Origin of the sequence: Streptomyces sp. NPDC102462 (genome assembly GCF_044765425.1) — a bacterium.
Taxonomy (GTDB): Bacteria; Actinomycetota; Actinomycetes; order Streptomycetales; family Streptomycetaceae; genus Streptomyces.
The window spans coordinates 153,736-167,683 of sequence record NZ_JBIWKB010000005.1 but is presented as its reverse complement, the minus strand read 5'-3'; the positions used below and the strand labels follow the sequence as shown (position 1 = coordinate 167,683).

Here is a 13,948-nt window from a genome sequence, read left to right as displayed (position 1 = left end):
CTTCGCTCCGTCGTCCCCGTTCGGGGAAAACAGAAGGGCCGCGGATCCCGGATGGGGTTCCGCGGCCCTGAAGGCGCCGGCCTGATCGGCGATCAGGCTGGATCACTCCAGGGTTTTGGCCCACGGAAGGCCCACATCAGGTGGTGCTGCGTCGTCTGCTTCCGGACTCCGGCACCGGCCGCCGCAAAGGCATAGGCGCGCGCCTGTGCCACTACTGCTTCCAGTGCCTCGATCGGTCGCTCATCGCGCTCACGCACGGGAAGACCCGCGAGAGACACGGAGGACGCCGGACGCACGGCACGAATGCCGGACAGACCGGTGCCCGTGTTCGAGGCGCCGAGCATGCACAGGGAGACGGTCGCGCGATCGCGCAGTTTGGCCGCGTTCAGGGAACCGGCGCGGGTGCTGGTGCTGATGTTGATGCTGATCACTGGACTCGCCTCCTCTCGGCGTCTCGGGGACCGGGGTGAGCCGGTCCCATCGGATATGCAAGTAGAACACGGAATCAGTGCCTCCGAGAAGGCCGCTGTTTCCGTGTCTAGAACCTATGGGGATCGCCGGGCGATGCGCAAACTATTTTTCCGACGAGTTCGCATCAGTCGCCCTCGCCGTCTCCCGCACCGCTCCCGCCTGCGCAGATGGCCAGAACGGCGGCCCCGTAGAGCTTGAGCTTGCGGGCCGGGACGCCGGGGATCCGGGACAGCTCGGGATAGTCCTCGGGCACGGACTCGGCGATCGCCATCAGCGTCTTGTCGGTGAACACACAGAAGTCCGGCTGGCCCGAACGCAGCGCCTGCTCCGCCCGCCACTCACGCAGCCGCTCGTAGATTCCCTCGTCCATGTCGGAGGGGCAGTCGTCACAGCGCATCAGTTTCATCTCACCGGCGTCGGTGAGCGTACGGCCGCAGACCCGGCACCGGGCCGGGGTGCGCTGGGTACGCCGGGGCGCCGCCGTGCCGTTCGCCGGCCGGCCCCGTTCGATGCCGCCCGCGGCACCACCCGCCGCCCGCCCGACCGTGGCCGTGGAACCGGGGCGCAGTCCGTCGAGGAAGCGGCTCGGCCGGCGGCTCGGCCGGCCGCCCGGGGACCGGGCGAGGGACCAGGAGACATGCAGCCGCTCCCGGGCCCGGGTCACACCGACATACAGCAGCCGGCGTTCCTCCTCGATCTGTTCGTCGGTCTTCGCGTAGCTGATCGGCACCATGCCCTCGGCGACACCGACCAGGAAGACGACGTCCCACTCCAGGCCCTTGGCCGAATGCAGCGAGGCGAGGGTGACGCCCTGGACGGTGGGGGCGTGCTGGGCGTTCGCCCGTTCGTCGAGTTCCGCCACGAAGTCGCCCAGTGTGGCGCCGGCTCTGGCGGCGGCGAAGTCCTGTGCCAGACCGACCAGCGCCGCCAGTGATTCCCAGCGCTCCCGGACCGCCCCCGAGCCGGCCGGGGGCTCGGGGCTCCAGCCCTCCCCCGACAGCACCGCGCGCACCTGCGAGGGCAGGTCCACGGCGTCGTCCAGTAGCGCGTCGTTGCCGCCGAAGCGGGCCGCGCCGCGCAGGGCGATGCCCGCCTTGCGCACCTCGGGGCGGTCGAAGAACCGCTCGGTGCCGCGCAACTGGTAGGGCACCCCGGCGTCGGCGAGGGCCTGCTCGTAGGTCTCGGACTGGGAGTTCGTGCGGAACAGGATCGCGATCTCGGCGGCCGGGACTCCGGCGTCGATGAGTTCGCGGATGCGGCGGGCGGCGCCCTCGGCCTCGGCGGGCTCGTCCGCGTACTCGGCGTAGACGGGCTCGGGGCCCGCGGCGCGCTGAGAGACCAGCTCAAGGCGGTGGTCGGCGGCCCGCCCGCGGGCCTGGGCGAGCAGCCCGTTGGCGAGGTGGACCACCTGGGGGGTGGAGCGGTAGTCGCGGACCAGTTTGACGACGGTGGCGCCGGGGTGGCGGATGCGGAAGTCGAGCAGGTGATCGGGGGTCGCGCCGGTGAAGGAGTAGATCGTCTGGCTGGCGTCCCCGACGACGCACAGGCTGTCCCGGTCACCGAGCCACAGCTCCAGCAGCCGCTGCTGGAGGGGGCTGACGTCCTGGTACTCGTCGACGACGAAGTGCTGGTACTGGGCGCGGACCTGCTCGGCGATGTCGTGCCGGTCCTGGAGGATCGCGACCGTCAGCAGCAGGACGTCCTCGAAGTCGATGACCGAGCGGCTGCGTTTGAGGTCCTCGTACACGGAGTAGAGCTGGGCGACCTCGGCCGCGTCGCGGGGGGTCTCGCGGCCGGCCTTCACGGCGGCTAGCGGATAGTCGGCGGGGACGGTCTGGGTGACCTTGGACCACTCGATCTCGGCGGTGACGTCGCGCAGCTCGCCGCGGTCGAGGCGGATGCGGCAGGCGGCGGCCGCGTCCGCGACGAGCTGGATCTTGCGGTCGACCAGCCGGGGCATTCCACCGCCGACCGCTTTCGGCCAGAAGTACTGGAGCTGACGGAGCGCGGCGGAGTGGAAGGTGCGGGCCTGGACTCCCTGCGCGCCGAGCTGGCGCAGCCGGCCGCGCATCTCGCCGGCGGCGCGGTTGGTGAAGGTGACGGCGAGCACGCTGGACGGCTGAAGGATGCCCGCACGCACCCCGTAGGCGATGCGATGGGTGATCGCCCGTGTCTTGCCCGTGCCGGCCCCGGCCAGCACGCACACCGGGCCGTGCAGGGCGGTGGCCACCTCGCGCTGCTCGGGGTCGAGCCCTTCGAGCACCGCGTCGGCCGAGTCCGGTACCTGCGGGAAGAGGGTGGAGTGCGTTGCTGCTGTCACACGGCCATGCTGCCAGGTCGCCCGGGACGGCTGTGACGGTTGTCCACAGGGAGCCCCTTGCAGTCGTACTAACGCGTCTAGCGTGCGGTCCAATACGTCAGGCGTGCGGTGCGTCGGGGTGCCGCGGGCGCCTCGCGCGGACGGTGGGCCTCGCGCCCGGCCGCCGTATACCCCCGGCGGGAATGGCGGGCCGGTGACGTACGTTCCCCCACAGGACGACCTTCCCCGAGCTGCCAGAGGAGCGCGAGCGAGATGCAGGGCACTGTGACGATGTACAGCACGACGTGGTGCGGATACTGCCGTCGGCTGAAGAGCCAGATGGACCGGGAAGGCATCGCGTACACCGAGATCAACATCGAGCAGGACCCCGAGTCGGCCGCGTTCGTGGAGAAGGCGAACAACGGCAACCAGACGGTGCCGACCGTGCTCTTCGCCGACGGTTCGACGCTGACGAACCCGTCGCTGGCGCAGGTGAAGCAGAAGATCGGCGTCTGAGCGTTCCGCTCGTGCGGAAGGGGTGGCGGTCCCGGCGGGACCGCCACCCCTTCGCCGTTCGCCGGCCGCCGGTCCTCAGACGAAGCTGCGGGTCGGCAGCGGCTTGCCGTACCAGAGTTCGATGAGGCGGGCGGCGATGGAGATCCCGTACGGCGGCTGTACCTCGCCGGACTCGAAGGCGGCCCGCAGCTCGTCCCTGGAGAACCAGCGGGCCTCGTGGATCTCGTCGCCGTCGACCTCGATGTCGGTCGTGGTGGCGTGGGCCATGAAGCCCAGCATGAGGCTGGACGGGAACGGCCAGGGCTGGCTGGCGACGTACTCGACCCGGCCGACGGTGATGCCGGCCTCCTCGAAGACCTCGCGGCGCACCGACTGCTCGATGGACTCGCCGGGTTCGACGAAGCCGGCGAGCGTCGAGAAGCGGCCCTCGGGCCAGTGGACCTGGCGGCCGAGCAGAATGCGGTCCTCGTCGTCGGTGACCGCCATGATCACGGCGGGGTCGGTGCGCGGGTAGTGCTCGGCGCCGCAGGCCGGGCAGCGGCGGATGTGACCGGCGGCCGCGATGACCGTGCGCTCCCCGCAGCGGGAGCAGAAGCGGTGGGTGCGCTGCCAGTTCTCCAGGCCGACCGCGTGCACCATCAGGCCGGCGTCACGCGGTGACAGGAGCAGGCCGGCCTCCCGCAGCCCGGCCGGGCGGGCGGACTGGTCGATGCGGCCGGGCAGGGAGTCCTTCTGGAGGGCGAAGTAGCTGACGCCGTCCTCGTCGGTGCCCAGGAAGTAGCGGTGCGCCTCGGTGAGGGGGGCCTCGAAGGACGGGGTCATGACGAGCTCGGTACGGCCGTCCGCCGTCTCGTCGATGAGGACCTGGCCGCCGGAGACCACGAAGCAGCGGGTCGTGGGGTGGCTCCACGCCGCCGCGAGCCAGGCCTCGTCGAGCCGGTGGTGGGCGGCGCGGTCGATGCCACTGGGTGCGGTGAGCGAGATGGGTCGGTCGGCGGTCTGGTCGGTCCAGGTGGTCACGGGTGCTTCCAACTCCCCCGGTGGAACGGTCGGGTTCGGCGGCGGTCAGCGGGATCTGGGGCGGGAGGGAACCGGGTCGGGCGGGTGCGGGGCGGGCAGGGCGGTCCTTCCAGTGTGCCGCGCGGGCGGTGCGGCTCCGCGCGGCGCCGGATCAGGGCGCATGGCGCCAGTTCCGCGCGAGGTCGTCCCACAGGTGGGCGCCGGCCTCGACGCCTTTGAGCAGCAGGTCGAGCTCGACCTTCTCGTTCGGGGCGTGCCAGCCGTCGGAGGGTACGGAGATGCCCAGGAACAGGACCGGGGCGCCAAGGACCTCCTGGAGGTCGGCGGCCGGTCCGGAGCCGCCCTCGCGGGTGAAGCGGACGGGTTTGCCGAAGGCGCGGCCCATGGCGCGGACCACGGACTGCAGGGCGGGGTGGTCCAGCGGGGTCAGGCACGGGCGGGTGGCGGCACCGAAGTCGATCTCGCAGCGGATCCCGGCGGGCACCTGGTCGGCGGCCCAGGCGCGGACGGCCTTCTCGATGTGGTCGGGGTCCTGGCCAGCGACCATCCGGAAGGAGAGCTTCACCATCGCCGAAGCCGGGATGATCGTCTTGCTGCCGGGGCCCTGGTAGCCGCCGCCGATCCCGTTGACCTCGGCGGTGGGGCGGGCCCAGATGCGTTCCAGGGTGGTGTGTCCGGCCTCGCCGTGGGCGGCGTACGACTTGGCGGTGCGCAGCCACTGCTCCTCGTCGAAGGGCAGTTCGGCGAAGAGTTCGCGCTCGCGGTCGGTGAGGTGGACGATGCCGTCGTAGAAGCCGGGGATCGCCACGCGCGCGTGCTCGTCGTGCAGGGCGGCGACGAGGCGGGCTGCGGCGGTGGCCGGGTTGGGCACGGCGCCGCCGAAGGAGCCGGAGTGGATGTCCTGGTCGGGGCCGTACAGCTGGATCTCGCACTCGGCGAGGCCGCGCATGCCGGTGCAGACGGTGGGGGTGTCCGCGGACCACATGCCGGTGTCGGAGACGATCACGGCGTCGGCGGCGAGCCGTCCGGCGTTCTCCTCGACCAGGGCCCGGAAGTGCGGGGAGCCGGATTCCTCCTCGCCCTCGATGAGCAGCTTGAGGTGGACGGCGGGGGCGGTGCGGCCGGTGGCGGCGAGGTGCGCGCGGACGCCGAGTGTGTGGAAGAACACCTGACCCTTGTCGTCGGCGGCCCCGCGCGCGTACAGCCTGCCGTCCCGTACGACGGGTGCGAAGGGGTCGCTGTCCCAGCCGTCCTCGCGGGCGGCGGGCTGGACGTCGTGGTGGCCGTAGACGAGGACCGTGGGTGCCCCGGGGTCGTCGGCGGGCCACTCGGCGAAGACGGCCGGGGCGCCCGGGGTCTCCCAGACCTCGGTGGTCGGGAAGCCGGTCGTTGTGAGCGCGGCGGCGAGCCAGTCGGCGCTGCGTCGTACGTCGGGCGCGTGGTCGGGCTGGGCCGACACGGAGGGGATGCGCAGCCATGCGGCGAGGTCGTCGAGGAAGGCGGCGCGGTGCTGCTCGATGTACGCGCGGACGGCGCTGTCCGGGGTCTGGCTCATGCCATCGAGCCTATCGGCCCGCGCCGGCTTCCTGATCGGGCGGTTCGTCACACCGGGCCTCCCCGGTGAGCAGTCGTTCGAGCGTCGCCCGGTCCGGCAGGCCGTCCGGTCGTTCGACCTCGCCGCTGCGTACGTGGAGGAAGGCGGCGGTGACGGATTCGGGCGGTACGCCCTGCTGCTCGGCCCAGGCGATCCGGTACACCGCGAGCTGGAGCGGGTCGGCGCTGTGCCCGTGCCCGGTCTTCCAGTCGACGATCTCGTACGTGGCCGTGGCGCCGTCGCCGTGCTTGTAGACGGCGTCGATCCGGCCGCGCACGAGGCGTCCGGCGAGGGCGAGCTGGACGGGGACCTCGACGCGGTAGGGCGTGCGGTGGGCGTACTCGGTGCGTTCGAACGCCTCTTTGAGGGCTTCGAGGTCGCGTTCGTCGGCGATCTCGGCCTCGCTGCCGGGCAGCTCCTCCGGTTCCAGCATCGGCAGCGTCAACGCTTCGTAACGGGCCTCTACCCAGGCGTGGAACCGGGTGCCTCGACGCGCGGCCGGTTGCGGGGGGCGCGGCATGGGGCGTGCGAGTTCCTGTGCGAGCCCGTCGGGGTCGGCGGCGAGGCGCAGCAACTGGGTCGCGGTCAGCGTGGCCGGCAGGAGGACGTCCGTCACGGTCTCCCTGGCGCGCAGCAGCTCTCCGGTGAGCGCGTCGAGGTCGCGGTCCCAGGAGGCGACGGTGCGGGCTTCCTCGGGGGTCAGCGGGGTGGCGCCGGGCTGCGCGGGGTCGGGGCGTGCGGGCGTCGGCGGGGCGGGTGCGCCCGCCTGGTGCGGGAGCGTCGGCCGGTCGGTGGCCCACGCGTCCCAGTCGGCCGGATCCTCCGTGAACGGTGGCTCGTCCTCGTACGGAGCGAACCGCGACTCGTCCTCATGAGGGGTGTCACGAGGGGTGTAGGGGGGCTCGGCGTCGAGTGGTGCGTCGTCGTCGGGCGGCGGGGGCCAGTCCGGGTCCTCGTGCGTGTGCGGGTCGTGGACGGCCGCCGGAGGGGCGTCCACGGGTGAGGTGAGGCCGTCCAGGTGGGCGAGGACCGTCTGGGCGGCGGCGCGGCGGCGGGCCAGGGCGTCGGCGTCCAGGGGCAGCGGCCAGGCCCGGTCGGCGGTCGCCTCGTGCAGGGCCGGGTTCTCCTCGCCCTCCTCGGGTTCGTCCGCCCACGCCTCGATCTCGCCGTGCCCGGCGGCGCAGTGGTCGTGCAACGCGCGCAGGAAGTCGGAGGGGCCGCGGGGCTTCTTCTGGGCGGGGCCCCACCAGTGACCGGAGCCGAGGAGCAGGGAGCGGGGGCGGGTGAAGGTGACGTAGCCGAGGCGAAGCTCCTCGGTGTGCTGGTGGTCCTTCACGGCCTCGTGGAAGTCCTTCATGCCGCGCGCGTCCCAGGCGGCGATGTCGGGCAGGGTGTCGGCGTCGCCGCGCAGCGCGTGCGGCAGCACCTTGGCCTGGGAGGTCCACTTCTCCCGGCCCTGGGCGCTGGGGAAGGTTCCGGTGACCAGGCCGGGGACGGCGACGACGTCCCATTCCAGGCCCTTGGACTTGTGGGCGGTGAGCACCTTGACGGTGTTCTCGCCTCCGGGCAGGGCGTTGTCGAGGCCCTTCTCGTACTGGGCCGCGGTGCGCAGGAAGCCCAGGAAGGCGAGCAGGGTGGCCTCGCTCTCGTTGGCGGCGAAGGAGGCGGCGACGTCCAGGAAGTTCGACAGGGTCTCGCGGCGGCGGGCCGCCAGGGCGTGCGGGGAGGCGGACAGTTCCACTTCGAGGCCGGTGACGGCGAGGACCCGGTGCAGGACGTCCATCAGCGGGTCGGACAGGGAGCGCCGCAGATCCCGCAGTTCGGCGGCGAGGCGGGCGAAGCGCACGCGCGCGTCCGTGGAGAAGGGCAGCCCGTCGTCGGCGCCGTCCGCGTCCATGGGGGATTCCAGGAACGTGTCGAGGGCGTCCGCGAGCGATATCACCTCGGACGGGTCGACCCCCTCGACGGCCTCGGCGAGCCTGCGGTCGGGGTCGTCGTCGGCGCCCACGCGCGCGTGGGACACGAGAAGGCGGGCGCGCCGCCCCAGCAGGGCGAGGTCGCGGGCGCCGATGCGCCAGCGTGGGCCGGTCAGCAGGCGGACCAGGGAGGCGTTGGCGCCGGGGTCCTGGAGAACTTCGCATACGGCGACGAGGTCGGCGACCTCGGGCAGGTGCAGCAGCCCGGACAGGCCGACCACCTCGACGGGAATGTCGCGGGCGACGAGCGCGCCCTGGATCTCCGCGAAGTCGGTCGCCGTACGGCACAGAACGGCGATCTCGCCGGGCGCCGTCCCGGTGAGCACGAGGTGTGCGACGGAGTCGGCGATCCACGCGATCTCCTCGGCGTGGGTGCGCAACAGGGCACAGCGGACCGTGCCGTCGCGCTCGGCTCCGGGGGCCGGGCGCAGGGCCTCCACGCCCGCGTGCAGTGCGCGCAGGGGCTCGGCGAGGCCGTTGGCGAGGTCGAGGAGACGGCCGCCGCTGCGGCGGTTCTCGCTGAGCGCCTGGCGGGTGGCGGGGCGGCCGTCGGCGTGTGCGAAGTGCTCGGGAAAGTCGTCCAGGTTCGCGACGGAGGCGCCGCGCCAGCCGTAGATCGCCTGGCAGGGGTCGCCGACGGCGGTCACGGGGTGGCCAGTGCCGCCGCCGAACAGACCGGCCAGCAGGACGCGCTGGGCGACGGAGGTGTCCTGGTACTCGTCGAGGAGCACCACCCGGAACTCCTCGCGCAGCGCGCGGCCGACGTCGGGGATCTGGGCGAGGGCGGCGGACAGGGCGATCTGGTCGCCGAAGTCGAGCAGGTCGCGGTCGCGTTTCGCGGCCCGGTAGCGCAGCACCAGCTCGGCGAGTTCGCGGCGTGCCGCGGCCGTCTCGGGGACCTTGCGCAGGTCGGCGTTGGTGAGTCTGGCGCCCTCCAGGGTGTGCAGCAGGCCGGCGTCCCAGGCGCGCAGGTCCTCGGGGCGTACGAGGTGTTCGGCGAGTTCGGCGTCGAGCGCGAGCAGGTCGCTGACCAGGTCGGCGAAGGAGCGGGTGAGTGCCGGGTAGGGGCCGGGGGCCTCGCGCAGCACGCGTGCGGCGAGCTGGTAGCGGGTGGCGTCGGCGAGCAGCCGGGATGCCGGTTCCAGGCCGATGCGCAGGCCGTGGTCGGTCAGCAGGCGGCCCGCGAAGGCGTGGTACGTGGAGATGACCGGCTCCCCCGGCGGGTTGTCCGGGTCGATGGTGTCGGGGTCGGTGACGCCGGCCTTGACGAGCGCCTTGCGGACGCGCTCGGCGAGTTCCCCGGCGGCCTTGTTGGTGAAGGTCAGGCCGAGGACCTGTTCGGGGGCGACCTGGCCGGTGCCCACGAGCCAGACCACCCGGGCCGCCATGACCGTGGTCTTGCCCGACCCGGCCCCGGCCACGATCACCTGCGGGGCGGACGGCGCGGTGATGCAGGCCGTCTGCTCCGGGGTGAACGGGATGCCCAGCAGCTCCTTGAGCTGCTGGGGATCGGTGATACGGGCGGGCATGTCGCAGAGGTTATCGGCGGGCACTGACATTGATGCTGATACTCAGGTTCCGGTAGTCGTGGCTCGGGCACTGACTGACGCCCTGCTGGGCTGTCCTCCGGCTGTTCTGTCCGGCCGCCGGGACCTGTTCTCATGGCTCCGGCCGGGCGGACCGGGCGGCCGGGCCGGACGGGGCGCGGACCGGTCCTGTTGCAACAGGCCGACACGGGCGCCACAGGCCGGCACGGGCGCACAGGTCGGCACCGGCGGCACAAGGTCGGCACGGGCGCCACGGACACCGTGAGCCGGCACGGACACCGTGGGCCGGCACGGGCGCCGCGGCCGGCACGCGCGCCGCGGTCGGCACGGCTGGTGGGGACGGTCGCAGCGGTGGTCGTCACGGAACGGCGCGGCGGCGGCGCGGGTCACTCGACCACGTGCCGCCCTTCCGGCCGTGCGCTGCACGACGCCCGGAACGCGCAGTGGGCGCAGTGCTGTCCCGTGGTCGGCGAGAACCGCTCGTCGAGAACCTTGCCCGCGGCGGTGGCGAGCAGTTCGCCGACCCACTCGCCCTCCGGGGGGTCCTGGGCCTGCACCTTGGGCAGGCTGTCGCCGCCGTCCCGCTTGGGCGCGCCCTGCCGCAGATGGACGAGTTCGGCGCCACCGGGTTCCGGGCGCGTCCCGTCGAAGGCGTCGTCCACGGCGCCCTCGCGGACGGCCAGCTGGTAGACGGCCAGCTGGGGTTGGCGGGCCACCTCCGCGGTGCTGGGCGCCTGTTTGCCCGTCTTGAAGTCGACCACGTACGCACGTCCCTCGCCGTCCGTCTCCACGCGGTCCATCTGGCCTCGGATGCGCACCTCGTAGTCACCCGCTTCGAGGCTGACGTCGAAGTCGTGCTCGCTGGTCACCGGCTTGCGGCCCGCGCGGGCGCCGTTGGAGTCGACGTGCCACGTCAGGAAGCGTTCGAGTGCCACGCGCGCGTTCTCCTTCTCCTGCGCCGACTTCCAGGGCGCGTCGAAGGCGAGCGCGTTCCACACCGACTCCAGGCGCTCCATCAGCACGTCGAGGTCGGCGGGGGTGCGTCCGGAGGCGACCTCGTCGGCGAGGACGTGCACGACGTTGCCGAAGCCCTGGGCGGTGGTGGCGGGTGCGTCGGCCTTCACCTCGCGGCCGAGGAACCACTGGAGGGCGCAGGTGTTGGCGAGCTGGTCGAGGGCGCTGCCGGAGAGCACGACGGGCTGGCCGCGGTCGCGCAGCGGCACCCTGCTCGCGGTCGGCTCGTGCATGCCCCACCAGCGTTCCGGGTGCGCCGACGGGACGAGGGGGCGGCCTTCCTCGTCGCCGAGCGCGGCGAGCCGGGCCAGTCGGCGGGCGGCGGCCTCGCGCAGGGCGGCGGACGCGCGCGGGTCGACCGTGGTGGCGCGCAACTCGGCGACCAGCGCGGCCACCGACAGGGGACGGCGCGGGCGACCTGTGACGTCCTGCGGCTCGACGCCCAGCTCGGTGAGGAACCGGGAGGGCTGGTCGCCGTCGTCCGCGGGTGCCTTCACTGCGGTCACGACGAGACGTTCACGCGCGCGTGTGGCGGCCACGTAGAACAGGCGGCGCTCCTCGGCGAGCAGCGCCCCGGGTGTGAGGGGTTCGGCGAGCCCGTCGCGGCCGATGCGGTCGGCCTCCAGGAGGGAGCCGCGGCGGCGCAGGTCCGGCCACAGGCCCTCCTGGACGCCGGCCACGACGACCAGGCGCCACTCCAGGCCCTTGGCGCGGTGGGCGGTCATCAGCCGGACGGCGTCGGGGCGCACGGAGCGGCCGGCGAGCGTGTCCGCGGCGATGTCCTCGGCTTCGATCTCCTCCAGGAAGTTCAGGGCGCCGCGCCCACCGGTGCGCTCCTCGGCGCGCGCGGCGGTCGCGAACAGGGCGCACACGGCGTCGAGGTCGCGGTCGGCATTGCGGCCGGCCGCTCCGCCGCGCCGTGCGGTCCGTGCCAGTCGGCCGGGCCAGGGCGTGCTCTCCCACAGGTCCCACAGCGCCTCCTCGGCGGTGCCGCCGCTCGCGAGGCGCTGTCGGGCCTTTCTCAGCAGCGCGCCGAGGCGCTGGGCTCCCCGGGCGTACGCCGGGTCGTGCGCGACCAGCCGTTCGGGCTCGGCGAGCGCCCGCGCGAGCAGCACGTCCGAGGGCGGCGGCAGCGGGTTGCCCGCCGCCCTCTCCTCCTCGCGCAGGGCACGGCCGAGCCGGCGCAGATCGGCGGCGTCCATGCCGGCGAGCGGTGAGACGAGCAGGGTCAGCGCGGTCTCGGTGTCGAGCCAGGAGGTGTCCTGCCCGGCGGGCTCGGCGGCGGCCCCGGAGTGCCGCTCCGCAAGGGCCCGCTCTCCGGAGGCCCCCACGCGGGGCTCCTCCCCGGGCACCTCGTCGGGGATCTCGCCGCCACGGCGCTCCCCGTCCTGCCGTGCGCCTTCTTCGGCCGGCCGCGCCGCCTCTGCCGTGGCCACCGCCCTGAGCGCCGTCAGCAGCGGTGCGACCGCCGGTTCATGGCGCAGCGGCAGGTCGTCGCCGTCGATGTCGAGGGGCACGCCGGCCGAGGTGAGGGCCCGGCGGACGGTGGGGATGGTGCGGGACCCGGCACGCACCAGGACCGCCATCTCGTTCCAGGGCACGCCGTCCTCCAGGTGTGCCCTGCGCAGGATGTCGGCGATGTTGTCCAGCTCGGCGCCGGCCGTGGGGTACGTACAGACCTCGACGCGGCCGGTGTCGCGCACCGGGGCGAGTTCGCGGTGGGCGCGCACCCTGTCGGCCGGGAGGCGGGTCAGGGGCATGCGCTGGGTCAGCAGCCGGGTGGCGGCCAGCAGGCCGGCCCCCAGGCGGCGCGAGGTCCGCAGCACCTCGACGGGGGCCGGGCGGCCGTCCCCGCGCGGGAAGGCCGCCGGGAAGTCCAGGATGCCGTTGACGTCGGCGCCCCGGAACGCGTAGATCGACTGGTCGGGGTCGCCGAAGGCGACCAGGGTGCGGCCGCCGCCGGCGAGGGCGTGCAGCAGGCGCACCTGGGCCGGGTCGGTGTCCTGGTACTCGTCGACGTACACGGCGTCGTACCGGGCCGCGAGGCGGGCGGCGGCCTCGGGCCGGTCGGCCAGCAGCACCGCGCGGTGGACGAGTTCCGCGTAGTCGAGGACGCCCTGCAGGTCGAGCACGTCGAGGTATTCGGCGAGGAAGGCCGCGGCGGCCCGCCAGTCGGGGCGGCCGATGCGCCGCGCGAAGGCGTCCAGGGCGGCCGGGCCGAGGCCCAGCTCCCGGCTGCGGGCGAGGACGGCTCGGACCTCGTCGGCGAAGCCCCGGGTGGTCAGGCAGGCGCGCAGTTCGTCCGGCCAGCGCACATGGGCGAGGCCGAGCCGTTCCAGGTCCGGCTGGCCCGCCAGCAGCTCGCGCACGGTCACGTCCTGCTCGGGACCGGAGAGCAGCCGCAGCGGCTGCACGAACAGGTCGCTGTCCTGGTGGGCGCGGACCAGGGCGTAGGCGTACGAGTGGAACGTGGTCGCGCGGGGTGCGCGGGCCGCGCCCACCCGCCGGGCCATGCGGTCGCGCAGTTCGAGCGCGGCCCTGCGGCTGAAGGTCAGCACCAGGATCCGCTCGGGGTCCGCGCCGCGGGCGATCCGCGCGGCCACCGACTCCACCAGCATGGTGGTCTTGCCGGTGCCGGGACCCGCGAGAACCAGCAGGGGTCCCGACCGGTGGTCAACCACCGCGCGCTGGGCGGCGTCCAGACGAAGGGGATCCGGCTCGGCCGGCGGGGTGCGGACCAGTCGGTAGGCGCCACGGCTCCCCTGCCGCACTTCTTGGTGCGGCAGGTGTCTGGTGGTGGAGAAGGAGCTCACGTGGTTCGCCGGTCCTGGTGCTCGTACTCGTCTGGCTGCCCCGCGTGCAAGGCGGTGGCCGCGGGGTGAGGGGGACACGCGCCGCCGACGCTACGCCGACGCGAGGCACGGAAGCAGGGCTTCCGCTTCTTCTCACGTGCCTCCCTTGGCGCATGAGCCCCACAACCCACGAACGTACGTCATGTCACGGAAGTCCCCCGTGTCCCCCGAACGGGCCATGGGTTCCCCCAAAGGGCCCTCGATGGCGGAAGCTGTCAGATGTGACCCTGTGCGCTCTCGCCGCCGTCCCACCGGGCCCGTCTCATGTCGAGCCGCGGCAGGTGGCCCTCGGCGGCCCTGCCCGCCTCCTTCAGCGGTGTGCCCTCCGCGCGGTAGTGGCCGAGCGCGCGCAGTTCGTGGCCCGGGAGCAGCGCCCCGTCGGCCCGCACGACGCGCCACCACGCCACGGCTCCCCCGTAGAGGGCCATCACCCTGCCGACCTGGCGCGGGCCGCCCTCCTCCAGCCACTCGGCGACGTCCCCATACGTCAAGACCCGCCCCGGCGGGATCCGTTCGGCGACGTCGAGGACACGCTCGGCATACTCCGGCAGCGCGTCCGCGTGCCCCCGCGCGCCCGCCTCCTCAGGACGGCTCTGCTCGCTCATTCGCCCCATCCTGCCCCACCCCACCGACAACGCGGCGCGAGCGGCGTGATGCCC

At 73.6% G+C, this 13,948-nt stretch carries 8 protein-coding genes; 1 reads left to right on the top strand and 7 read right to left on the bottom strand.

Annotation, left to right across the window (positions count from 1 at the left end):
- Window positions 1-92 precede the first annotated feature (92 nt).
- Window positions 93-431 (bottom strand): hypothetical protein, encoded by a 339-nt coding sequence (locus ACIRFL_RS06735; protein WP_404024669.1) that lies wholly within the window; start codon window positions 429-431, stop codon window positions 93-95.
- A 164-nt stretch (window positions 432-595) separates the two neighbouring features.
- Window positions 596-2,791, bottom strand: coding sequence for an ATP-dependent DNA helicase UvrD2 (locus tag ACIRFL_RS06730; protein ID WP_404024667.1), 2,196 nt, complete (start codon window positions 2,789-2,791; stop codon window positions 596-598).
- Window positions 2,792-3,043: 252 nt separating this feature from the next.
- On the opposite strand from ACIRFL_RS06730, the gene ACIRFL_RS06725 reads away from it, so the two are divergent.
- Window positions 3,044-3,286 (top strand): mycoredoxin, encoded by a 243-nt coding sequence (locus tag ACIRFL_RS06725; protein WP_404024664.1) that lies wholly within the window; start codon window positions 3,044-3,046, stop codon window positions 3,284-3,286.
- Window positions 3,287-3,361: 75 nt separating this feature from the next.
- Here ACIRFL_RS06725 and nudC read toward each other — a convergent pair whose 3' ends face one another.
- From nudC to ACIRFL_RS06700, 5 genes are all read right to left on the bottom strand, one after another.
- Window positions 3,362-4,306, bottom strand: a complete 945-nt coding sequence (nudC, locus tag ACIRFL_RS06720) for an NAD(+) diphosphatase (protein ID WP_404024661.1) — start codon at window positions 4,304-4,306, stop codon at window positions 3,362-3,364.
- Window positions 4,307-4,457: 151 nt separating this feature from the next.
- A complete protein-coding gene (locus ACIRFL_RS06715; RefSeq protein WP_404024657.1) occupies window positions 4,458-5,861 on the bottom strand; it encodes a dipeptidase in 1,404 nt (467 codons plus the stop codon).
- 10 nt (window positions 5,862-5,871) lie between these two features.
- Window positions 5,872-9,405 carry a UvrD-helicase domain-containing protein gene (locus ACIRFL_RS06710; protein ID WP_404024654.1) on the bottom strand — a complete coding sequence of 1,178 codons (3,534 nt, stop codon included), beginning with the start codon at window positions 9,403-9,405 and terminating at the stop codon, window positions 5,872-5,874.
- 404 nt (window positions 9,406-9,809) lie between these two features.
- A complete protein-coding gene (locus ACIRFL_RS06705; protein WP_404024652.1) occupies window positions 9,810-13,250 on the bottom strand; it encodes an ATP-dependent helicase in 3,441 nt (1,146 codons plus the stop codon).
- A 254-nt stretch (window positions 13,251-13,504) separates the two neighbouring features.
- A complete protein-coding gene (locus ACIRFL_RS06700) occupies window positions 13,505-13,894 on the bottom strand; it encodes an MGMT family protein (RefSeq protein WP_404024649.1) in 390 nt (129 codons plus the stop codon).
- Between the last annotated feature and the right edge of the window lie 54 nt (window positions 13,895-13,948).

Coding starts and splice junctions, on each gene's coding strand:
- ACIRFL_RS06725 (WP_404024664.1), top strand. CDS start 3,044: ATGCAGGGCACTGTGACGATGTACAGCACGACGTGGTGCGGATACTGC.
- ACIRFL_RS06710 (WP_404024654.1), bottom strand. CDS start 9,405: ATGCCCGCCCGTATCACCGATCCCCAGCAGCTCAAGGAGCTGCTGGGC.
- ACIRFL_RS06715 (WP_404024657.1), bottom strand. CDS start 5,861: ATGAGCCAGACCCCGGACAGCGCCGTCCGCGCGTACATCGAGCAGCAC.
- ACIRFL_RS06700 (WP_404024649.1), bottom strand. CDS start 13,894: ATGAGCGAGCAGAGCCGTCCTGAGGAGGCGGGCGCGCGGGGGCACGCG.